At 37.9% G+C, this 23,624-nt stretch carries 21 protein-coding genes; 4 read left to right on the plus strand and 17 right to left on the minus strand.

All coding sequences use genetic code 11. The annotated features are described in order from the left end of the window. Positions 1 to 7 precede the first annotated feature (7 nt). From pnpS to QNH29_RS23840, 7 genes are all read right to left on the minus strand, one after another. Positions 8 to 1,771, minus strand: a complete 1,764-nt coding sequence (pnpS, locus tag QNH29_RS23810; RefSeq protein WP_283861767.1) for a two-component system histidine kinase PnpS — start codon at positions 1,769 to 1,771, stop codon at positions 8 to 10. Next, complete coding sequence (locus QNH29_RS23815; protein ID WP_283861768.1) at positions 1,768 to 2,484, minus strand: response regulator transcription factor; 717 nt, start codon at positions 2,482 to 2,484, stop codon at positions 1,768 to 1,770. Before QNH29_RS23815 ends, pnpS begins: the two co-directional genes overlap by 4 nt. A gap of 114 nt (positions 2,485 to 2,598) precedes the next feature. Then, positions 2,599 to 3,075: a MaoC/PaaZ C-terminal domain-containing protein gene (locus QNH29_RS23820; RefSeq protein ID WP_283865731.1), complete on the minus strand. Its 477-nt coding sequence runs from the start codon at positions 3,073 to 3,075 to the stop codon at positions 2,599 to 2,601. A gap of 77 nt (positions 3,076 to 3,152) precedes the next feature. Then, the gene (gene mdh, locus QNH29_RS23825) at positions 3,153 to 4,091 is read right to left on the minus strand and encodes a malate dehydrogenase (protein WP_283861769.1); all 939 of its coding nucleotides are present in this window, start codon (positions 4,089 to 4,091) and stop codon (positions 3,153 to 3,155) included. 112 nt (positions 4,092 to 4,203) lie between these two features. After that, entirely contained in the window at positions 4,204 to 5,472 is a 1,269-nt protein-coding gene (icd, locus tag QNH29_RS23830; protein WP_283861770.1) for an NADP-dependent isocitrate dehydrogenase, read from the minus strand. A gap of 150 nt (positions 5,473 to 5,622) precedes the next feature. After that, positions 5,623 to 6,741: a citrate synthase gene (gene citZ, locus QNH29_RS23835; RefSeq protein ID WP_283861771.1), complete on the minus strand. Its 1,119-nt coding sequence runs from the start codon at positions 6,739 to 6,741 to the stop codon at positions 5,623 to 5,625. 362 nt (positions 6,742 to 7,103) lie between these two features. Beyond that, positions 7,104 to 7,565 carry a DUF441 domain-containing protein gene (locus QNH29_RS23840; protein ID WP_283861772.1) on the minus strand — a complete coding sequence of 154 codons (462 nt, stop codon included), beginning with the start codon at positions 7,563 to 7,565 and terminating at the stop codon, positions 7,104 to 7,106. A 103-nt stretch (positions 7,566 to 7,668) separates the two neighbouring features. Between QNH29_RS23840 and ytvI the strand changes: the two genes are divergently transcribed. Beyond that, the gene (gene ytvI, locus QNH29_RS23845; RefSeq protein ID WP_283861773.1) at positions 7,669 to 8,784 is read left to right on the plus strand and encodes a sporulation integral membrane protein YtvI; all 1,116 of its coding nucleotides are present in this window, start codon (positions 7,669 to 7,671) and stop codon (positions 8,782 to 8,784) included. Positions 8,785 to 8,824: 40 nt separating this feature from the next. Here the strand turns inward: ytvI and QNH29_RS23850 are convergent, their stop codons facing one another. The 8 genes from QNH29_RS23850 to dnaE all read right to left on the minus strand — a co-directional run bounded on the left by QNH29_RS23850 (position 8,825) and on the right by dnaE (position 19,882). After that, positions 8,825 to 9,211: an FxsA family protein gene (locus QNH29_RS23850; protein ID WP_283861774.1), complete on the minus strand. Its 387-nt coding sequence runs from the start codon at positions 9,209 to 9,211 to the stop codon at positions 8,825 to 8,827. 82 nt (positions 9,212 to 9,293) lie between these two features. Next, complete coding sequence (gene pyk, locus QNH29_RS23855) at positions 9,294 to 11,054, minus strand: pyruvate kinase (RefSeq protein ID WP_283865732.1); 1,761 nt, start codon at positions 11,052 to 11,054, stop codon at positions 9,294 to 9,296. Between the two features lie 164 nt (positions 11,055 to 11,218). Continuing rightward, positions 11,219 to 12,178 (minus strand): 6-phosphofructokinase, encoded by a 960-nt coding sequence (gene pfkA, locus QNH29_RS23860; protein WP_283861775.1) that lies wholly within the window; start codon positions 12,176 to 12,178, stop codon positions 11,219 to 11,221. 298 nt (positions 12,179 to 12,476) lie between these two features. Then, a complete protein-coding gene (gene accA / locus QNH29_RS23865) occupies positions 12,477 to 13,451 on the minus strand; it encodes an acetyl-CoA carboxylase carboxyl transferase subunit alpha (RefSeq protein WP_283861776.1) in 975 nt (324 codons plus the stop codon). Continuing rightward, complete coding sequence (accD, locus tag QNH29_RS23870) at positions 13,445 to 14,320, minus strand: acetyl-CoA carboxylase, carboxyltransferase subunit beta (protein WP_283861777.1); 876 nt, start codon at positions 14,318 to 14,320, stop codon at positions 13,445 to 13,447. Before accD ends, accA begins: the two co-directional genes overlap by 7 nt. Before the next feature lie 201 nt (positions 14,321 to 14,521). Further along, complete coding sequence (locus QNH29_RS23875; protein WP_283861778.1) at positions 14,522 to 15,145, minus strand: FadR/GntR family transcriptional regulator; 624 nt, start codon at positions 15,143 to 15,145, stop codon at positions 14,522 to 14,524. Between the two features lie 6 nt (positions 15,146 to 15,151). Beyond that, on the minus strand, positions 15,152 to 16,390 hold the full coding sequence (gene ystJ, locus QNH29_RS23880; RefSeq protein ID WP_283861779.1) for an NADP-dependent malic enzyme: 1,239 nt from the start codon (positions 16,388 to 16,390) through the stop codon (positions 15,152 to 15,154). 129 nt (positions 16,391 to 16,519) lie between these two features. Continuing rightward, positions 16,520 to 19,882: a DNA polymerase III subunit alpha gene (gene dnaE, locus QNH29_RS23885; protein WP_283861780.1), complete on the minus strand. Its 3,363-nt coding sequence runs from the start codon at positions 19,880 to 19,882 to the stop codon at positions 16,520 to 16,522. A 152-nt stretch (positions 19,883 to 20,034) separates the two neighbouring features. On the opposite strand from dnaE, the gene ytrH reads away from it, so the two are divergent. Both ytrH and ytrI read left to right on the plus strand, forming a co-directional pair. Further along, positions 20,035 to 20,370: a sporulation membrane protein YtrH gene (gene ytrH, locus QNH29_RS23890; RefSeq protein WP_283861781.1), complete on the plus strand. Its 336-nt coding sequence runs from the start codon at positions 20,035 to 20,037 to the stop codon at positions 20,368 to 20,370. Further along, positions 20,367 to 20,870, plus strand: coding sequence for a sporulation membrane protein YtrI (ytrI, locus tag QNH29_RS23895; protein WP_283861782.1), 504 nt, complete (start codon positions 20,367 to 20,369; stop codon positions 20,868 to 20,870). The genes ytrH and ytrI overlap by 4 nt, the downstream gene beginning before the upstream one ends. A gap of 35 nt (positions 20,871 to 20,905) precedes the next feature. On the opposite strand, the gene QNH29_RS23900 is transcribed toward ytrI, so the two are convergent. Further along, positions 20,906 to 21,850, minus strand: coding sequence for a DHH family phosphoesterase (locus tag QNH29_RS23900; protein WP_283861783.1), 945 nt, complete (start codon positions 21,848 to 21,850; stop codon positions 20,906 to 20,908). A 95-nt stretch (positions 21,851 to 21,945) separates the two neighbouring features. Between QNH29_RS23900 and QNH29_RS23905 the strand changes: the two genes are divergently transcribed. Continuing rightward, the gene (locus tag QNH29_RS23905) at positions 21,946 to 22,254 is read left to right on the plus strand and encodes a YtpI family protein (protein WP_283861784.1); all 309 of its coding nucleotides are present in this window, start codon (positions 21,946 to 21,948) and stop codon (positions 22,252 to 22,254) included. Positions 22,255 to 22,289: 35 nt separating this feature from the next. Here the strand turns inward: QNH29_RS23905 and QNH29_RS23910 are convergent, their stop codons facing one another. Next, entirely contained in the window at positions 22,290 to 23,609 is a 1,320-nt protein-coding gene (locus tag QNH29_RS23910; protein ID WP_283861785.1) for a CBS domain-containing protein, read from the minus strand. Positions 23,610 to 23,624: the final 15 nt, after the last annotated feature.

Raw genomic sequence — 23,624 nt, forward strand, 5'->3', positions numbered from 1 at the left:
TTTCAGGTTAATCCATATATTTATGTAGTTCGATGATAAACTCACTGCCCTCACCAAGGGTGCTTCTCACCGTTATGTTACCATGATGTGCATCAACTAAATGTTTTACAATTGCTAATCCGAGGCCTGTCCCGCCAGAATCCCGGCTTCTTGCACGGTCAACACGATAAAATCGTTCAAAAATACGTGGAATCTCTTCTTGTTTAATTCCTACCCCGGAATCTTTTACATGGATTTTTACCGTTCTTTCGTGATCGAAAAGTGATACTTTTACATATCCTCTTGGCGGAGTATACAAAATGGCATTACTAATCAGATTAATAAATACCTGTTTTAAGCGGTCATGGTCGCCTTGTATATATAATTCTTCCCTCTGAAACTCAAGCTCAAGACGAATATCTTTTGATTCTGCTTTTTTAGTAAGCATGGTGATTACTTCGTTTATTAATTCATAGAGATCAAAGGACTGGATGTTCAACTTAAATTCCTGCTGTTCAATTTTAGAAAAGTCGAGCAAATCTTGAATGAGCGTTTGCATGCGCTCACTTTCTTTATTAATAATCGACAAAAATGCTTCAAGCGTATCTCGATTGTTCATCGCACCATCCAACAGAGTCTCGGAAAAACCTTTTATAGAGGTAACTGGCGTTTTCAATTCATGTGATACATTGGCCACAAAATCTTTTCTCATTACTTCAAGTTTTTTAAGCTCAGTAATATCATGGAAAACGAGCAAAACCCCTTTCCATACATTATTTATCCCAATAATCGGTATTCCATAAACATCAAAGTATCTTCTCTCGATCCCTAATGGAAGAAGGAGATGTTTTCTGATTTTTTGTTCTGTCCGAAAAACATCTGCGATGATATTGCAAATTTCCTCCTGCTCAATAACTTCATAATATAGTTTATTTAAATAATTAGTTGATTCCACATGAAAGATATCAATGTAGCCCTTGTTGATTAGATTAACAAATCCACGGCTGTCCATTAGAAGTAGTCCTGCACCCATATTTTCAATTAGTGCACTTAAGCGATCTTGCTGTATTTCTTGGGCTTTACTCATTTCTTGAAGGTTTTGGGCTAGAACATTGATTGAGGTGCTCAACATACTTGTTTCATTCAATTTATTACTTTCTATTCTAGCCCGGTAATTGCCTTTCGCCAGTTCAATCGCAACATTGGTCGCAGCTTCTATGGGCTTCGTATATCTTGCCGTTATTCTGTATCCAAGATAAATAAAAACAACAAACACTATCAATAAACTAATAGAAAGTATCCACCAAATTTGCCCGTAGGCATGTTTCAGCTCACTTGTTTTTGTAAAAATGAACAAATAACCTTCATTTTCATTTGCATTTAGTATAGGCTTCCAGGAATAATGTAAGTCGTACTCCTCACGTTCAACAATCTCCGTCTTATTTTTTTGCTTTTCCTTTAAGGCCTCATTAATAATTTCTTTTATCCCTTTTATATTAGAAGGGCTCATTTTGCCGCTGTCAAAAAGGATCTTCCCGTTTGTATCTGTGATGGCAAGTCTCACATTTAGTAAATTACTGAGTTCCATAATTTGTTGTTGATTAAAGGAGTTCACTCCACCATTGTTTTCAATATGCAAACTTAGGAGATTACTCTCTTTATCTAAACGTTCATTATATGTATCAAGGTAGTAGCCTTTAAAAAGTTGTCCAAGTAATATTTCAAGTCCGATTAAACCGATTATAAGTAAAGAAATTAGGGCAAGTAGAAGCTTTGTACGAAATTTGGTCATTCACCTTTCGGCTCCTCGAGCTTATATCCGAGTCCGCGGACCGTTTTAATATAAACTGGTTTCTTTGTATCATCTTCGATTTTTTCTCTCAGATGGGAAATGTGAACATCTACAATACGAGTATCGCCAGCAAATTCATAATTCCATACTGCACTTAATAATTGGTCACGCGTTAAAACCCGATTTTTATTCTGAGCCAAATAATGGAGTAATTCGTATTCTTTGAGGGTTAGTTCCAATTGTTGATTTTTAAAGTAGGCTTCGTATTTTTCCGGAATAATTTGAAGGTTTCCAATAATAATATCTGAACCATCCTGTTGGTCACCCTCATTATTGTTGGATTGTATTTGAATCCTTCTTAAAATTGCTTTTACCCGTGCAACCACTTCTCTTGGGCTAAATGGTTTAATCATATAATCATCCGCACCAAGCTCTAGTCCCAATATTTTATCAAACTCATCATCTTTCGCTGTTAACATCAGGATCGGTGTCATAATTTTTTGCTGCCGGAGCTGTTTACACACTTCAATACCATCCATTTTCGGAAGCATAAGATCTAAAACAATAATATTAGGTGCCATACTTTCAGCTAATTGTTTTCCCGTTAAGCCATCCATTGCCGTAATAACTTCAAACCCGGCTTGTTCCAAATTATATTGAAGCAAAGTTACAATTGATTGTTCATCGTCTACAACTAGTACCTTGTTTTTCATAAAAACCTCCGATTGTTTAATCTTTTCCCCACTCTCCTCCATTATAATATAGAAATAAAAAGAATACCCATTATCGACCTTGGAACAAAAAAAAAGGAATGTAAAATACATTCCTTAAAAATTATCTAAGACATTGGCATCCATTTTTCCTAAACGATGAGGAGGACAGACTTTGAGTTTTCCTGTAATCACTACTTCGTCTTTTTCGTTTGTTCCAACAACTGTCATCATCACTGTGTGCTCATCATGATTTATTTCGACAACCTCTAAAAACAACTCAACCGTTGCGTAATGGTAAACGGGTTTTGGAAATTCGATATCTTGACTTACTATATGGCTGCCTGGCCCAGGTAAATACTTTGAAACAGCTGATGTAATCATCCCCGTTAGCATAATACTTGGAACAATGGGTTTTTTATATGGTGTTTGGGATGCGTAATTATGTTGAATAAAGAGTGGGTTCGCGTCATCTGTTAGACCTAAATACAGTAGAATATCTTTATCCTCCACTTTTTCGGTCAATGTTAATTTTTCTCCGACTGACATTTCTTTAATTTCTCTGCCTAATTTTCTCTTTTTTCCTAAAAGCATTCCATCACGCCCTTTTGTAAACGGTTTCATTTTTAGTGAAAAAATCCGGGGATTATAGATCCCCGAATTTATTTTAGTTAAACTAATACTTTCATTACATTTTGAACGGACTCAACTGATTTGTCTAAAGCAGCTTTTTCTTCAGCAGTTAGATCTAGCTCAATAACTTTCTCAATTCCGTTTGCACCGAGGATTGTTGGTACTCCTAGATAAATACCCTCATATCCATATTCTCCTTCAAGGTAAGCAATGGAAGGAAGAACGCGGCGCTGATCTTTTAAGATGGCTTCACACATTTCAACTAGTGATGCTGCTGGAGCATAATAAGCACTGCCATTCCCTAAAAGGTTAACGATTTCACCGCCGCCTTTTCTAGTACGTTCAACAATGGCTTCTAAACGTTCTTTAGGAATTAATGTTTCTAATGGAATACCGCCAGCATAAGAATAACGAACAAGCGGAACCATATCATCTCCATGTCCGCCTAAAACGAACCCAGTAATATCTTTAACAGATACGTTTAATTCCTGAGCCACGAAAGTACGGAAACGAGCTGTATCTAGTACACCTGATTGGCCTATGACGCGGTTTTTAGGGAATCCTGATTCCTTAAATACTGTATATGTCATTGCGTCAACTGGATTTGTTAATACAAGGATTGTACAGTTTGGAGAATACTTCACGATTTCCTGTGTAACACTTTTCATTACCTTTTGGTTTGTCTGCACTAGATCATCACGGCTCATACCAGGCTTACGTGCAATACCAGCAGTAATGACAACGATATCAGAATCACGTGTATCTTCGTAATTGGATGTACCGGTAATGTTTGAATCAAATCCTTGAACTGGGCTTGCTTCAAGCATATCTAATGCCTTCCCTTTTGTTGGGTTTTCCATTTGAGGGATATCGACTAAAACGACATCACCTAATTCTTTTTGTGCAAGTAAGAATGCAGTTGTAGCACCTGTGAAACCGCCGCCAATTACGGAAACCTTTTTACGCTTTAAAGACATTTTAAACTCTCCCCTTTGAAAGTACTATTGTCGTTATTCGAAAAGGGGCTGTTCGAAAACAGCCCTGATTTTCCATGTGAAGTTTCATACTCTAGGTGCACTAGCTTTCAACTTATTCCATGTTCTTAATTAATTCATCACCAAATTCAGATGTTTTAACTTCTGTTGCTCCATCCATTAATCGAGCGAAGTCGTACGTTACTACTTTAGAAGCAATCGTCTTTTCTACTGATTTAATGACCATTTTAGCTGCTTCATTCCAGCCTAAATGTTCAAGTAGTAATACACCTGATAGGATAACAGAAGAGGGATTTACTTTATCAAGGCCTGCATATTTAGGTGCAGTACCATGTGTAGCTTCGAAAATCGCATGTCCTGTTTCATAGTTAATGTTTGCTCCAGGAGCAATTCCGATTCCGCCAACTTGTGCAGCTAGGGCGTCAGAAATATAATCTCCGTTTAAGTTCATTGTTGCAACTACATCAAATTCACGTGGACGAGTTAGGATTTGCTGTAAGAAGATATCCGCAATCGCGTCTTTTACGATGATTTTGCCAGCTGCTTCTGCATCAGCTTGTGCTTTGTTTGCTGCTTCAGTACCTTGCTCAGCTTTAATGCGGTCATATTGAGCCCAAGTAAATACTTTATCGCCGAATTCTTTCTCAGCAAGTTCATAACCCCAGTTTTTGAATGCACCTTCAGTAAATTTCATGATATTACCTTTGTGCACAAGCGTTAATGATTTACGGCCTTCTTTAATTGCATAATTTAGAGCAGCACGTACAAGACGTGTTGTTCCCTCTTCAGAAACAGGCTTAATTCCGATACCAGAAGTCTCTGGGAATCTAATTTTGTTTACACCCATTTCAGTTTTTAAGAAATTGATTAATTTGTTAGCAGCTTCTGAGCCTTTTTCATACTCAATTCCAGCATAAATATCTTCAGTATTTTCACGGAAGATCACCATATCCGTATCTTGCGGACGCTTTACAGGAGAAGGAACACCTTCAAACCATCTTACTGGACGCAAACATACAAATAAATCTAACACTTGGCGAAGCGCAACGTTAAGTGAACGGATACCGCCGCCTACAGGAGTTGTAAGTGGACCTTTAATCGCAATCAAATATTCATTGATTACATCAAGAGTTTCTTGTGGAAGCCATTCGCCAGTTTGGTTAAAAGCTTTTTCTCCAGCTAGAACTTCCTTCCAAACGATTTTACGCTCGCCTTTGTACGCTTTTTCTACCGCTGCATTTAATACTCTCTCGGAAGCTGCCCAGATATCTGGTCCGATACCGTCACCTTCAATAAATGGGATAATTGGATTGTTTGGTACATTTAATACTCCGTTTGTTACTGTGATTTTTTCGCCTTGCATAGTTGTTCTCCCTCCTAGGTATGTATCGATGTTAATAATTATTCGTCCCTTGTGTATTAAAGAGATTGCATCCAAGGTTAAAGGATTTGGCCCTTTAACCTTTTCCTACAATCCTATTAGACCAATTTTTTTGAAAAAAGTAAATATTTATTACCCTCTTTGATTAATTGGTACATATTTCTGTATGCCAGGACCTGTATATTCGGCACGTGGACGAATCAATCGGTTGTTATCATATTGTTCTAAAATGTGTGCAAGCCAGCCTGAAACTCTGCTTACTGCAAAGATTGGTGTAAATAAATCATGGTCAATGCCTAAGCTGTGGTACATTGAGGCTGAGTAGAAGTCAACGTTTGGAGGTAATTTCTTTTCGCCAGTGACGATGCTTTCAATTTTTTCAGACATTTCATACCAGTGAGGCTCGCCTGTCAGTTCCGTTAATTTTTTGGATAAAGCTCGTAAATGCTTGGCACGCGGATCGCCTGAACGATAAACGCGGTGTCCAAATCCCATGATTTTCTCTTTTTTCTCAAGCTTACCACGAACATATGGCTCAACATTTTCAAGTGTACCAATTTCTTTAAGCATTTTCATTACTGCTTCATTTGCACCGCCGTGCAATGGTCCTTTAAGCGCTCCGATTGCTGCAGTTACACCAGAATATACATCTGATAATGTAGCTACACAAACTCTAGCGGTAAAGGTCGAGGCATTAAGTTCATGATCCGCATGTAAAACAAGAGCTTTGTCCATCGCGTTAACTGCGATTTCATCAGGCTCCTGGCCAGTCAACATGTAAAGGAAGTTAGCGGCAAAACTTAAATCGGTTCTAGGTGCAATTGGTTCAAGACCTTTTCTAACGCGAGCAAAAGTGGTCACAATTGCTGGCATTTTTGCTTGAAGACGAATCGCCTTTTGATAATTTGACTCTGTATCCATAGAGTCAGCTTCTTCGTCATAAAGACCTAGTAAAGATACAGCTGAGCGCAGTGCAGCCATAGGATGTACCTTTTCAATCGGATACATCTTAAAATGTTCAATTACCTCCTGAGGAAGTGCTGCACTTTCAGAAAGTTGTTTTTTTAGTTCTGCTAGTTCAGGCTCAGTTGGCAGTCTGCGGTGCCACAATAAATAAATTACTTCTTCAAAGCTTGCATTCTCAGCTAAGTCATCAATGCCATACCCAACATACGTTAACGTATCATCAATAATTGAGCTGATGGAAGAAGTTGTTGCCACTACCCCTTCAAGACCTCGAGTTACTGTCATAGAAAATCTCTCCTTCTCATTTTAATTTCCCCATTACCCGCCATTTGTAAAAAAGAAAGTATTTTTATCAGCTGAAACTTTGAAATTGGTTGCAGCTATGTTGAAAGAAATTCTTCATTTCAAATATGAATACCAGCGCCCTTTTTAAACAAATAGCTAGATTGAGCGCTTGCTCGGGCAAAGACCAAAAAGCGTAATAACTTTTTATTCATAAAAAAAAGTTATTTTACAAGTAATCTAGCATATTTATGTGAATTATGTAAAAAAGGATGCGCTTTCAAGTCCTATTATAAACAATTATCAGATTTTTGTGAACGAAAAGGGGCTGAAAAGTTCAAAAAAAATATTATTTTACAAAATAACTATCTAAAAAAATCAATCATTTTCATTGCTGTATAGGCTATTCCTGCACCAATAAGCGGGCCGACAGCCACTCCTTTGAAAATGGATACGGATAAAATCGTCCCTAAAACAAGTGCGGTTGTAATATGCGGATCATTTTGTAAAAGTGATACTCCACCCTTTGCTAATAATGCGACAGCCATTCCAGAAATAAGTGCTACCCATGCAATTGGTGATTTAAAGGCACTAGACAAATCTTTAAAACCTATTTCGCCCGAGGCTATAGGAGCTAATACTGCTACAGTGATGACCGTAACTCCCCAATTAATCCCTTTACTTTGTATAAAGGTAAACGATTTAGTTTCAAGTCCACTTAATTTTAATATTATTAAAACGACAATTGCAATCAATAATGAGTTATTTTTTGCGATAAGTCCTATGACTAAAAGCAGTAATAGAAACAATAATGGCTGATTAAACATAAAATTTCATCCTTCCTAATCTTCATACAATTGGAAAATCATGCAGTTTTGTACAAGAAATGTTAAACTAGAACTACCTAAATGACGCTAAGGAGGCATGTGATTGGAAAAAAAGTACTTGTATCGAACCTTGAGGTTCTTTTTAGTTATTGGCATTGTGGTTTTCGCACTTCTATCATTTTATTATTTGTCAAAAGTGACGTATCCATTTCTTATCGCCTTAGTAATTGCCTTTTTTATCAACCCAATAGTTTACATTTTTGAAAAAAAACTTCGTATGCCCCGTGGCTTAGCCGTTTTTGTAGCTTTAATCATCATTTTTGCCTTTGTTGCAGGCTTAGTTACACTTTTAGTAGCTGAATTGGTTTCTGGCGCTAATTACCTTGCACGGGTTGTCCCAGAGCATTTGGATACCTTAATAAGCTATATCGAGGAGTATATAACTGCTCAAATTATCCCTCTATATAATCAACTAACAAGTATATTTAATCAATTAGAAGATGGGCAGCAAAACACAATTATATCTAATATTAAAAATGTTGGTACTACTGTTGGAACTAACGTTGGAAACTTTATTCAAAACCTATTTGGCAACATTCCTGTCATCTTATCCTGGTTTCCAAATGCTGCAACGGTCCTGATTTTTTCCTTCTTAGCAACTTTTTTCATTAGTAAGGATTGGTATAGACTTTCACGTATAAGCAGCGCCATTTTACCTGAGAAAGCTAAAACAAGTGGTAAAACCGTATTCGTTGATTTACAGAAAGCTTTATTTGGTTTTCTAAAGGCTCAATTAACCCTGGTCTCCATTACAACCGTTATAATTTTAATTGGACTCCTTGTACTCCGCGTTGATTATGCAATTACCATCGCATTAATAACGGGTGTCGTAGATATTATTCCCTATCTCGGTACCGGTGCAGTTTTTGTACCATGGATTATTTATGAAGTCATAGCAGGGGATATCAGCCTGGCAATAGGGTTAGGTGTCTTGTATTTACTTGTAATTGTACAGAGACAAGTTATGGAGCCAAAAATACTATCATCCAATATTGGTCTTGATCCATTAGCCACCCTAATTGCCTTGTTCGTCGGGTTTAAATTAGTCGGCTTTTTAGGATTAATTTTAGGTCCTGTTACGCTTGTCATTATTAACACACTCTATCGTGCAAATGTTTTTCACGATATTTGGACTTTTATAAAAGGGAAAGAAGTGTAATACGTAAAAACGTCAACCTCCATTCAGGAAGTTGACGTTTTTACTTGATAATTTTAATATTACCTGTTTGGATTTTTCTTTGTAAGGCCTTAATCATCAGGAATTTAAAAGGTTTTCTAGATGGCGGGAATAACAATAAAAATCCAATTAAATCGGTAACAAATCCTGGCGTTAATAACAAGGTAGCCCCAATGAGAATACAGATCCCATCCAAGACAGATTCACCGGGAAGTTGACCATAAGCGAGCTGTTCTTGAGCTCTTTTTATGGTCTGCAACCCTTCCCTCTTGGCCAAATAAGCACCGGCCACTCCAGTTAGAATGATGAAAGCAATGGTTGGCAGGACTCCTATTGTTTTTCCTGATAACAGAAGGAATCCGATATCTATAGCAGGTATGACAATAATTAAAAGTGCTAAATAGCGCATTGTATTATCTCCTTCAAACAAGCTTTAATCTATTATATACCGAATCATTAAAAAAAGAAGGGAATATCCCTTCTCTCTGATTTTATAGTACACTAGCGTGCCCGTTATATATAACTCCTCTTGTTGCGTCTACAGTGATTTCTTGTCCATCTCTAAATAACTCAAGTGCTTTTTCAACACCAACAATTACTGGAATACTTAGGTTAAGACCAACTACTGCCGCATGGCTGGTTAACCCGCCCTCTTGAGTGATTAGAGCAGCACATTTTTCAATCGCTGGCATCATATCACGGTCTGAACCAATCGTAACTAAAATGGAACCTGGCTTTACCTTCTCGATTGCTTCCGCCGCATTAGTAGCAATAACCACTTTACCAAATGCCGACTTACGGCCAATACCTTGAGCTCTGGCAATAATGTCACCGACAACGTGAATTTTCATTAGGTTCGTTGTACCTGCTTCACCAACTGGTACACCCGCAGTGATAACAACTAAGTCGCCGTGTTTAACAATTCCGCTGTTAACACTTTCTTCAACAGCACTGTCCAGCATTTCGTCAGTAGAACTGCACATTCTTCCAAGCTGAGGATATACCCCCCAAACAAGTGCTAAACGGCGGCAAATTTGCTCGTTTGCTGTTACCGCTACAATCGGTGCCTTTGTTCTGTATTTTGATATCATCCTAGCTGTGTGACCACTTTCAGTTGGTGTTACAATTGCATTTACATCGAGATTTAATGCCGTATGAGCTACAGACTGGCCAATGGCATCCGTTAGATTGTGTTCTGTATCTTTACTGCGTGCAGATAATATTTCTTTATGATCTAATGCTTGTTCCGCTCTAGAGGCAATATTATGCATAGTCTGCACAGCTTCAACAGGATAAATTCCTGCCGCTGTTTCACCAGATAACATAATTGCATCTGTACCATCAAATATCGCATTAGCAACATCACTAGCCTCAGCACGTGTTGGGCGAGGATTACGCTGCATAGAATCAAGCATTTGTGTAGCTGTAATAACAGGTTTACCGTGCGCATTACACTTCTTGATTAACATTTTTTGTACTAGAGGTACTTCTTCAGCTGGTATTTCTACACCTAAGTCACCGCGTGCAACCATTAAACCATCAGAAATTTCAAGGATTTCATCAATGTTATCGACGCCTTCTTGGTTTTCAATTTTAGGAATAATGTGGATGTGTGTAGCCTGCTTTTCCTCTAATAACTGACGGATCTCCAATACGTCGCTTGCACGGCGTACAAAGGAAGCAGCAATAAAATCTACACCTTGTTCGATACCGAAAATGATATCATTTGTATCTTTTTCTGTGATACCTGGAAGTTTTACAGATACTCCTGGAACGTTGACACCTTTTTTGTTCTTCAATGTTCCACTGTTAAGGATTTTTGTCAGAATTTCATTTTGTTCTTTATTAATATTAAGGACTTCTAACCCAATTAGTCCATCATCTAATAAGATTTTAGAGCCCACATGAACATCTTCAATTAATCCTGGGTATGTAATGGAAAACTTTTCTGTTGTCCCCTCGACTTCAGTCATCGAAACAATAATGTTATCCCCTGATTTAAGTTCAATAGCTCCATTTACCATATTATTCGTGCGGATTTCTGGACCCTTTGTATCAAGTAGAATCGCAACAGTCTTTCCTGTTAGTTTTGAGGCTTCACGGATATTTTGGATTCGCTGTCCATGCTCTTCATAATCACCATGGGAAAAATTTAAACGAGCCACATTCATGCCTGATTCCATTAATTGGGTTAATTTTTCAACACTTTCACTTGCAGGACCAATCGTACAAACGATTTTTGTTTTACGCAACATCTTATGTTTCCTCCTATATTAAAAAGCGTAGGGCGCCTGTTTATCGGCGACAAGCATAAGCCGAGCCGGCATGAAGGTTGCTTTTTAACCTTCTTGACGGATTGGCTTATGCCTCGAGCCGATGGCGACCGGAGCTAGATTATAATAATTCAAAACACTGGTTAGATAGATAATTCTTTTGAAAGTTTAACAAGGTCTAGGTCTAGCTTATGCTTTCTTTCTAATGCTTCAATGATATCGTAATCGACAACACGATTACTTTCCATCCCTACAGCACGTCCGCCTTTACCTTCAATTAGTAATTCTACTGCTCTGGCACCTAAACGGCTTGCGAGCACTCTGTCGGCTGCAGTAGGCGAACCACCGCGTTGAATATGTCCAAGTACAGATACTCTAGTGTCAAAGTTAGTAGCCTCTTTTAACTGTTTCGCAAATTCATTGCCGCCGCAAACTCCTTCAGCAACAATGATAATGCTATGCTTCTTACCGCGTTCCTGACCTTTTCTGAGCCTTTCAGCAATTTCAGCCATGTCGAAGTTTTCTTCTGGGATAAGGATGGTTTCTGCACCGCCTGCAAGACCAGCATAGAGAGCAATGTCACCAGCGTCCCTGCCCATAACTTCTATCACAAAGGTTCTTTCATGCGATGTAGCCGTATCACGAATTTTGTCCAAGGCATCTATAACTGTATTTAACGCAGTATCAAAACCAATGGTTAATTCGGTTCCTGGAATATCATTATCAATTGTACCAGGTACACCTACACATGGATACCCTTGCTGAGTCAAAGCTCTTGCACCACGGTACGAACCATCACCGCCAATGACCACAAGTCCTTCAATTCCATGGGCTTTTAACTGCTCAATTCCTTTTTGCTGTCCCTCAGGTGTTTTAAATTCTGGGCATCGTGCTGTATGCAGCATGGTTCCTCCACGATGAATGATGTCACCCACAGATCCAAGCTCAAGCTTTTTTATATTTCCAGAAATTAAACCCGTATAACCGCCGTAAATTCCATAAACCTCTACATCGTGATAAATGGCTTTTCGAACTACAGCTCGAATAGCTGGATTCATACCTGGTGAATCTCCACCGCTTGTTAGCACACCAATTTTTTTCATTTTTACCACCTCATGTGATTTACTAAAATATTTATGTATATCTAATAGGAGTTTTCATTTTCTAAGTACTTCATTTATTATCTGCAGAAAATCCAGTAATATTTATAAAATACCATTAAAGAGACCTCTATAACAACTCAATCATATTAGTAAATTTAATAGACGGAATTATCGGTTAACTGAAAACGCTTAACTAAAAAATGGAAACGTAATCATTTACATTTAATGGACAAATGTTGACATAATTGTGAAATGGAAAGTAATCACCAAAAATTAAAACGTGCCTGGAGAGCACGTTTTAAATACTTATATAATCTTTTAAAAAGGAGTATTCGCCAATCGTTCTAAATCGATTATAGCGATCTGCAATAAGTTCCTCGTCAGAGAGTTCTAAAAGTTCCTTTAAAGATTTTTTCAGGAAATTGTCAATCGCTTCTGCTTGACCCTTTACGTCTTTATGTGCACCACCCTTAATTTCTGGAATGATATCATCGATAATACCAAGTTCCTTTAAGTCTGGCGCAGTTATTTTCATGGACTCTGCTGCCTTCTTTGCAAGGGCTGAATCCTTCCATAGTATAGCTGCTGCACCTTCTGGTGATATAACAGAGTAAGTGGAATTTTCGAGCATATACATGCGGTTCCCCACTCCTAAAGCAAGGGCTCCACCGCTTCCTCCCTCACCAATAACGATGCAAATAACTGGCACCTTAAGACCAGCCATTTCAAACAGGTTACGTGCAATGGCCTCACTTTGTCCCCGTTCTTCTGCTGCTTTTCCTGGATAGGCCCCTTTTGTATCAATAAAACAAATAATTGGACGGTTAAATTTATCTGCCTGTTTCATTAAACGCAGTGCTTTTCTATAACCCTCCGGATGAGGCATTCCAAAGTTTCTGCGGATATTCTCTTTCGTATCTTTCCCTCTCTGATGACCAATAACGGTTACCGGAAGCCCTCGAAATTTAGCAATACCGCCTACAATTGCTTCATCGTCGCCAAATGTTCTGTCTCCATGACATTCAAAGAACCCGTCAAATAGATTAGAAATATAATCTAATGTAGTTGGTCTGTTTGGATGCCTCGCTATTTGAACGCGGTCCCACGGCTTGATGTTGTTATAAATATCATTTTCAAGTTTCTCAAGCCTTAATTCTAATTTCTCGATTTCTGATGATAAATCCACATCTGCAGTTTTTGTAAACTCTTTAATTTCCGCAATTTTATTTCTTAATTGCAAAATCGGGCGTTCAAATTCTAATTCGCCTACCATTCGAGCTCACCTCCTGGTTGATGAATTTCAAGTAAGTTTGTAATTTTATCGATCAAGTCAGGACGAGAAATAATCGCGTCCAGCTGACCATGCTTTAATAGAAATTCTGCTGTCTGAAAGTCTTCGGGCAGTTCCTCGCGAATGGACTGTTCAATAACTCTTCGTCCTGCAAAACCGATTAATGCTCCTGGTTCTGCAAAATTGTAATCCCCCAATGATGCAAAGCTTGCAGAAACACCGCCAGTTGTTGGGTGTGTCATCATTGAAATAATAAGTCCGCCATTTTCGCTAAATCGCTTTAAAGCCACACTTGTTTTGGCCATTTGCATTAAGCTGAGGACTCCTTCTTGCATTCTAGCCCCGCCAGAGGCCGTAAAAATAATAAATGGCACTGACATTTCATCTGCTTTTTCAATAGCACGGGTAATTTTTTCACCAACAACAGACCCCATACTGCCCATTCTAAAAGTAGAATCCATGATGGCTACCACAATTTTATTTCCATTAACAGTCCCTGTTCCAGTTACAACAGCCTCATTAATCTTTGTTTTTTGACGGTCCTTTTCCACTTTTTCCAAGTAATCTGGGAAATTTAATGGGTTCTCAGATACCATGTTTTCATCTAGTTGATTAAAGCTGTCTTCATCTAGAAAGCTGGCGATCCGTTCTTTTGCGTTCATCGCAAAATGATAACCACAATGTAAACAAACCTTTAAATTTTTATTTAGTTCTTTTGTATACATAATCGTCTTACATGACGGACATTTAGTCATGATTCCCTCAGGCACATCACTTTTTGCAGCCTCGGTAGGAATTGTTGCATATTTTTTCTTTTTAATCGTATTTTTGGTAAAGAGCTCTTTGAGCAATTTGTCCAAACCTCCCTCGTTAGAAAAAATCTGCCAAATGGCAATTTTTAACGTCTTCTATTTGAAGTCTTTCCTTAAATAATGACAATTCAAACCTACACTTAATAAATTGGTCAGACCACTTTAAAACTAAAAATGCCCATATCCAATTGGGCTTGATTGCTTGTCTATCACTATAAAGGAAAAATACTTCAAAATCTGTTAGTATTTGTCGGTAAAAACAGACAAATTTCTTAATTGTCGATAAACGGTTAATGTCTTTTTCTCATCTTTTTTAACTAAGGCTTCGATTAACATTAAATAGCTATCACGCTTATACTCCACATTTTTTAAACTTAATGAATGGTGATAGTCCTTTAATATTAACCAAATTCTTGAGAACAAATAATTGTCTGCAAGTTCAATAAGTTGATAAAAAAATTGATCATCATTTAATTCATCGGCTTCAACCAAGCTCTTAAGCTTCATTAACTGCTCTTTATCAGCTCTATTAAGAACTAAACGGAGCAAATCCATTTCTATTAAATTCTTTGTTTCAATTACATCTAACTTGGCCTTCTCATCTTGAAGAATAAAGGTACCTAGCAGCTGTACAAGTTGATTCCCCCGAAAATCCCGGATAAAGGTGCCTTCACCACGACGGGTTTCGATCAAGCCTAATAGTTCTAATGCTCTTAAAGCTTCCCGAACGGAAGAGCGCCCGACATTCAGGCGCTCTGATAATTCCCGTTCAGATGGAATCTTATCTCCAGACTTTAAATTATCTGCAGATATCATCTCTCTTAGCTGTTTAACAATCTCAAGATAAACTTTAGTGTTAGTCACTAATTATCACTCACTTTTACCAATAATAGCGAGCCTCATTGTTTTTTCTTTTACTTCTTCAGGGTCCACCTTTATACGTGCGACACCCGTTTCCATTGCAGCTTTTGCTACTGCGGCAGCAACTGCCGGTGCAACACGCGGATCAAATGGTGCAGGGATGACATAATCTTCATTTAGCTGTGATTCATTTATTAAGCCGGCTATCGCCTCAACAGCTGCTACTTTCATTTCCTCGTTTATGTGTGTAGCCCGTACATCTAGTGCCCCACGGAAAATCCCAGGGAAGGCTAAGACGTTATTTACTTGGTTAGGAAAATCTGATCTACCCGTTCCAACAACTCTTGCTCCCGCTTCTTTTGCTTCATGCGGCATAATTTCTGGAGTAGGGTTTGCCATAGCAAATATGATAGCATCTTTATTCATTGATGCAACCATTTCTTTTGTTAGAGCACCTTCAACAGATACTCCAATAAATACATCGGCACCTTTTATGACATCTTCAAGGCTTCCAGTTAGATTATCACGATTTGTGAATTTTGCTACTTCTGCTTTGACGTCATTCATTCCTTGTGGGCGTCCTTCGTAAATGGCACCCTTAGTATCACACATAATAATATCTCTTACACCATAGCTGTGCAATAATTTGATAATGGCAATTCCAGCTGCTCCAGCACCATTCGCAACGACTTTGATTTCAGACATTTTTTTATCGATGAGCTTAAGAGCATTTACAAGACCGGCTGCCGTGACAATAGCAGTACCATGCTGGTCATCATGAAAAACTGGGATATTTGCTTCTTTTTTCAATCTTTCTTCAATGACAAAGCAATTTGGTGCAGCGATATCTTCAAGATTGACACCGCCAAATGTTGGCTCTAGCAGCTTAACAGTTTCTATTATTTTTTCGACATCGGTTGTATTTAAGCAAATTGGGAAGGCATCGACGCCGGCAAAGCTTTTAAATAAAACTGCTTTACCTTCCATTACTGGAAGTGCAGCTTCCGGTCCAATATTTCCGAGACCTAGGACTGCTGTACCATCTGTCACAACAGCAACCATGTTCCCTTTCACTGTGTAATCGAACACAGTTTCTGGCTTGTCATAAATATCTTTACACGGTTCAGCAACGCCCGGTGAATATGCTAAACTTAAATCTTTGGCATTTCTTACAGCTACTTTTGATGTTGTCTCAAGCTTTCCTTTATTAATTCGATGCATATGTAGTGCTTCTTCCCGTAATGTCAAGATATGTCACCCCTTAAATTAGTACAAAAAGTTGTCGTTAAATACAATAATCCAAGTCTGTTATTTTAGTGGTCAGACCACACCCATCTTCATTTACCACTATATCACATCTTTATGAGTTGTAAAGAATTATTCTTTTAAAACTACATGATCTGCGCCAAGAAAATCACGTAATACTTTCAAGAAATCAGGGCTGGGAAGGACCATAAACTCACTTCCCAACCTAATCGTTTTCTTACTGGTTTCAAAATGCAAAACAACTTTTGTACTTCCAGAATGATCCTTAAATAATTTTTTTAATTGATATAAAGAGTGCTCATCTTGCTTGCCGCCCGCTATTTTTAAATATAAAGTCGATTCCTGCTTAGGTTTCGAATTTAACCAGGTTTCCACTTCTGCTGCTTGCTGAATAATAAATTGTAGCTTCCCCTCTCGTTCTTCCACTTTTCCTTCTATCACCGCAAATTTTCCGTGTTCTAGCAAGTGAGAATATTTTTTGTACACGACTGGAAAAGCGACAGCTTCCATTTCTCCGCTCGAATCACTTATATTCAAAAAGGCCATTGATTCCCCTTTTTTTGTCCGGATTTTTCGTACCGATGTTATATAAACACCAGCAGCGGCTCGTTTAAAATCCACAGATAATTCAAGCAAAACATTTGCCCCAGCTTGATTAAGTCTCTTTTCAAAAATAGATACTGGATGATCGGAAAGATAAAAGCCAAGAGCTTCCTTTTCGAATGCAAGCTTATCCTCAAGTCTAATTGGGTCAACTTGTACGTATTTCGGTTTAAGCTGAAATTCCTCTAAGAATAATTCAACTTGACTTGTTTCATCCACCTTAAATAATTGTGCGTGTTCGATCGCCACATCCAAACTTGCAAGCAGGACAGCACGGTCTTCTTTAAATTCATCAAAACTTCCAGAATGGACAAGAACCTCTAGAGTCTTCCGATTGATGGCTTTTGAAGATACTCTAGTACAAAAATCGAACAAGTCCTCAAACTTTTTACTTTTTCTTGCTTGAAATATTTCTCTTAATGCTGCTGCGCCTACACTTTTTATCGCTGCAAGGCTGTATCTAATACCATTCTTCTCTACTTGAAAGGCAAACCCGCTGTAATTGATTGATGGAGGGAGGATTTCAATATCCTTTTGCTTTGTTTCCAAAATATACTGAGCTATTTTGGTTTCATTCCCAATCGCGGATGTTAACAGTCCCGCCATAAAATATAGTGGATAATTTGCTTTTAAATAGGCAAGCTGATACGCAATCAAACTGTACGCCACTGCATGGCTTCGATTAAAACCATAATTGGCAAATCGAACAATTAAATCATATATTTCGTTTGCCAATACGTGATTATAGCCTTTCTTCAAGGCACCTTGGACAAAATGATTTCGTTCCCTGTCCAATACATCCTTTTGTTTCTTTCCAACCGCCCTTCGCAGCAAATCCGCTTCACCGAGGGAAAAACCGGCCATAGTAGAGGCAATTTGGATGATTTGTTCTTGGTATACGATGACTCCATAGGTATTTTCCAAGATGGGTTTTAAATCTTCATGCAGGTACTCAACTTCCTGTACCCCATGTTTCCTGTCAATAAATAGCGGAATATTCTCCATTGGTCCTGGACGATATAAAGCATTAACGGCGACAATATCTTCAAAACGTGAAGGTTTCAGGCGTAATAATACCTTCCTCATCCCCTCAGATTCTAACTGGAATATACCAGTTGTCTCTCCTCTTGCTAACAGTTCAAATGTTTTTTCATCATTTAATGGTACGGTTTTAATATCTATTTTTCTTCCTGTTTTCTTTTGAATAGATGACAAGATTGTTTCAATTAATGATAAATTCCTTAAGCCAAGAAAATCCATTTTGAGCAGGCCTATTTCCTCAAGATGTTCCATCGAATACTGAGTTAAATAAACTTGATTATGCCCCTGTTGAATGGGAATTAATTCAATAAGCTGCTTCTCACTAATAACAACACCTGCAGCATGTGTAGAGGTATGACGCGGTAACCCCTCTAGCTTTAATGCTGTTTCATAGAGCTTTTGATTCATAGGGCTTTCATCAATAAAATTTCTCAGTGGCTGTGATTCTTTATATGCATCTTTAAGGTTTATTCCCAACCGTGATGGAATACGTCTTGAAAGCTGTTCTAATTCTTTTGTATTCAGTCCAAAAGCCCTGCCGACATCCCTTATTGCAGCCTTGGCTGCCATAGTACCAAACGTTACGATTTGTGCAACATGCAATTCTCCATATTTTTTTGCCACATATTCTATTACTTCATCGCGACGATGATCTGGAAAATCAATATCTATATCCGGCATCGATATCCGCTCAGGGTTTAAGAAGCGTTCGAATAATAATTGATGGGATAGAGGGTCGACATCGGTAATATACAAAACATAGGCAACAAGTGATCCTGCTGCCGATCCCCTGCCAGGTCCCGTTAAAATGCCATGCTCACGGGCATATCTCATAAAATCCCAAACAATTAAAAAGTAATTACTAAATTTCATGGAATTAATAACCGATAATTCGTAAAATAATCGTTCATAGTGTTCTTGAGTAGGTGACCCGAAGCGCTCCATTAACCCTTTTTTACACAATAATTCCAAGTACTCTTCTGGAGGCTGCTTGTTTTCTGTGGGGAATTCAGGTAAATATGTTTTGTTTAGTTCGATATTTACCATGCATCTTTTCGCGATGGTTATACTGTTCTCTAATGCTTCGGGTACTTCAGAAAATATTTCCATCATTTCTTTTGCATTCTTTAAATAAAATTGATCGCTTCCTAGTCTTTCTCGGTGATCATCCTGAAGCTTGTCTCCATTTTTTATAGCTAACAGGCATTCTTGCGCAAACATATCTTCTTGTTCTATGTAATGCACTCTATTTGTTGCTACCAATGGAATACTTAGTTCTCTAGCAATATGTTGAATTCTTCGTGTGACGATTTCTTCCTCTTCTAATTGATGGTTTTGGAGCGCTAGATAAAATGACTCTTTGCCAAAGATAAATTGAAGTTTTTTTATGATTGCAATCGCTTCTTCTTGTTGATCGCTTAATAGATTTTGTTCAATCTCTCCTTCTATACCCGGAGAAATGGCAATAAGCCCTTCTGCATAATGTTTTAACCATTTAAAAGGGATACCGTTTTCCGCTTTTGTTTGAACTGCACTAGAAATTTTTAAAAGGTTCTTAAATCCTTTTTCATTTTCGGCTAGTAAGACTAATGGAAATGATTCATCCATTCTTTGCTCACTTTCAACATCAACGGTTAACCCCATAATCGGCTGGATATTGTTTTTTAAACATAATTTATAAAATTCAATGGTTCCGTACATTACATTTCGATCGGTTAATGCAATCGCCTTAAATCCTTTTTTCTTTGCATTTTGAACTAGTTCGTGAACCGAAGCTGTGCTTGTTAACAAGCTATATGCACTATAGACATGAAGGTGAATAAAAGACATTTTGTCACCCCTTCCAATTAAAAATCCTATCTTCATTATAGAACCAAACTCTAAAAAAGGAAAATATGTTCTTATTTTTAAAATCATAATCACGTACGTTTGTCCATATAAATGTATAAGGGTATTGATATTCCGTGAGGGCGGTTGAGGTTATGAAAGAGATTGGTTTTTTTCCTACGTTTATTGAGAGTTATTTTATTGCATTGGGTGTTATCCTTGGCGGTTCGTTGATTGGCGGAATCGCAGCCTTTCTAACTGGACAACCACCGCTTACAGCTGTTTACAGACTGTCCACAGACTTAAGAATATGGGCAATAGTTGCTGCTATTGGCGGGACATTTGATGCCGTTTACACCTTTGAAAGAGGGATATTCAATGCAGAAACCAGGGATATTTTCAAACAACTTCTAATTATTCTATCTGCCTTAGGCGGTGCCCAAACAGGTGCACTGATTATTAATTGGTTAACACAGGAGTATATATCGTGAGAATTCCTCCCTATTATCGGCAGCCTTCCTGGCAGCGTTTCTTTGCAGGGATGGTCATTGGCGGCGCTATTAGCTGGTGTATTTTCATTTATATTTTTGGGGTTTGGCAGGAAAAGCATACTGCATTAATTGATAAACAAAGTGAAGAAATCGTTGACTTACAAGAGGAAAAGAAGATTTGGCAAGAAGAGTATAAAGAGATTAATAAAAGGACAATTGAGCAGCTGACAATTCAGAAAATCAATATTAAAATAACAAATTGGGAAAAATACAAATTAGACTTACTAAGTGTTTCAGAGATTGAAGACTCGGTAAAAGATGATATTAGTATGATGATTGCAAAGGACATTGAGACCGTCTATAAAAGCAAAGAATTAATCAAGAAAATCATACAAAATAAACCGGTTAAAATCAATGACAAACGTTACAAACTGAAGGTAAAGGAAATGGTTATCTTTACCACCCTTTCTATTCAGCTAGAAATTGAATTTGAACAATAAAAAAATCGGCCGGAAATTTACGGCCGATTCTTTCTTTATAGTTGATAATTATCACATACATCGCTTAGCTCTTTCACTACATGCTCAACTTCATCCCATGAATGAATAGACGCACCTGATGCGAGCGGGTGTCCACCGCCTTTGAACTTTCTTGCAACTCCATTGATGACTGGACCTTTTGAACGTAATCGTACTCTAATTTGATCTTCCTCTTCAATAAAAAAGACCCACGCTTTGATTCCTTTTACATCACCTAAAGTTCCAACAAGTAAGGAAGCCTCTGATGGCTCTGCGTTGTATTCATCCAATAGCTTCTTAGTTAGCATGACGGAAGCTACTCCATTATCCTGCATTTCAAAGTTTTGAAGAATATAGCCGTTTAATTTAATAATATTGGTATCACGCTCGTACATTTTGTCAAAAAGTTCGGTACGTGAAAAATTATAATGAATGAGCTCCCCGGCATAAGCAAAGGTTTTGTCGGTAGTGCTTGGAAATAGGAACCTTCCTGTATCACCAACAATACCTCCAAATAAAAGCCTTGCAGCCTCATCATTTAGTTTCAACCCTCTATCCTTACCAAATAAGTAAAATTCATAGATCATCTCACTGCATGAACTTGCCGTTGTATCAACCCACAATAAATCACCATAAGGATCTTCATTCGGATGATGGTCTATTTTTATTAGTTTATCACCTAAAGTATATCTTCTGTCACAAATCCGCTCCTGATTTGCGGTATCACAAACAATAACCAAGGCTCCTTTATAAACTTCATCTTCAATGGAATCGAGACGTCGCATAAAATGGAGCGACCTTTCCTCTTTTCCTACTGCGAACACCTTTTTATTTGGATATGAAGCCTTTAGTATTTCAACTAGGCCGCATTGTGATCCGTATGCATCCGGATCTGGACGGACATGGCGATGTACGATGATAGTCTCATATTGTTCGATCATTTCTAAAATTTTTTCATTCAATGTGATCACCTCTATATGTTTTTGAAGCAAGGGTAGTATTTTGTTAAAATAATATGTACAATTAACAATAGAATTTTTGACTTGGAGGAAAGATAATGTCTGTTCTGGTTTTTTTCATCGTCATCCTATTTGCTTTTTATTTATTTTATAAAACCAAATACTTTCGTAGCAGCCGGCCAGTTGAAAAAAAATGGCTTGGTGCCAAATCAAATATAGCACTTGGTTTATTTGTTTTCTTATTTGGGATTAATCACTTATTCTTCATATCACAAACCACGGTCACACTGATTGTTTCAGTTATCTTTATTGTGTATGGCGGTGTGTTTACATGGGTCGGAATCAAAAAGTATAAACATTATCTCCCATTCGCCGCAGAAGAAGCTGAAAGTTACGATATTAAATAAATGATAGCCGCTTATTTCAAGCGGCTATTTTATTTTTAATTCCGATCAATAAGCTGGCACATCATCATTGCCTTACCCACTAAAATACCATCATTAAAAACCTCAACATCGACCTTTCCAAACTTACGTCCCACTTCAAGAACTCTTGGATAAATTTCTAAAATACTCTCCATTTGAACCGGCTTTAAAAAATAAATGGTCATATTTTCCACAACCAAATCGCCTTTTTTATAGCTACGTAAGATCCTGTTTGCAGCATCTGAAACAATCGTCGTAAAAACGCCATTAGAAATCGTGCCGAGATGGTTTGTCATTTGTGGAGTAACTTCACAGGTATACACTTCTTCCCCTTTCGCTCTCCCTCGCATTAACACCATTTGGTTTGTGACGATATCATCAATTGTCTCCCCTACCTGCGGCTGACGTTGATTCATCTGCAATGCTTTTAATACATCCTGCCTGCTAATAATACCTTCTAGACGATTAGTATCATCCACAACTGGAAGTACTTCAATTCCTTCCCAGACCATCATATGTGCTGTTGACGCAACACTTGTTTTGCCCAAAACCGTCATCGGATGTTTTGTCATAATTTTTTCAATGGTCGTATCTGACTCCTGCCCCATGATGTCCTTAGCGGTGACCATTCCCTGAATCTTCATGTTCTGATCAACAACAGGATATCGGCTATGAGTGGTTTCAATGTTTAGCGTATGCCATCTAGAGACCTTATCAGAGGTTTTGAGATAGTAGGTCTCAGTAAGTGGTGTAAGGATATCCTCTACCAGAATAATTTCTTTTTTTATTAACTGGTCATAGATGGCCCGGTTTATCATCGTTGCCACTGTAAAGGTATCATAACTCGTTGAGATAATAGGCATTTCTAGATTATCAGCCAGCTTCTTGATATGATCCTCAGTATCAAAACCACCGGTTATTAAGACAGCTGCACCTGCTTTCAATGCAAGTTCTTGTGCCTGTGTACGGTTTCCTACAATTAACAGGTTGTCGGGACCTGTATAGCGCATCATCGCCTCAAGTTTCATTGCTCCAATAACGAATTTATTTAGCGTTTTATGTAAACCAGTCTTTCCGCCTAAAACCTGACCCTCCACAATATTAACAACCTCTGCAAAGGTAAGCTTTTCAATATTCTCTTTTTTCTTTCGTTCAATTCTAATGGTGCCTACACGTTCAATGGTACTTACATAGCCTTTATTTTCCGCTTCCTTAATTGCTCTATATGCGGTACCTTCACTAACAGTCATCGCCTTGGCGATTTGCCGTACTGATATTTTTTCCCCAACAGGAAGTTCATCAATATATTGCAAAATCTGTTCATGTTTTGTAGCCAAGACCTTCACCCATTT

It is taken from the genome of Neobacillus sp. DY30 (assembly GCF_030123065.1).
In the GTDB taxonomy this organism is placed as follows: Bacteria; Bacillota; Bacilli; order Bacillales; family Cytobacillaceae; genus Neobacillus.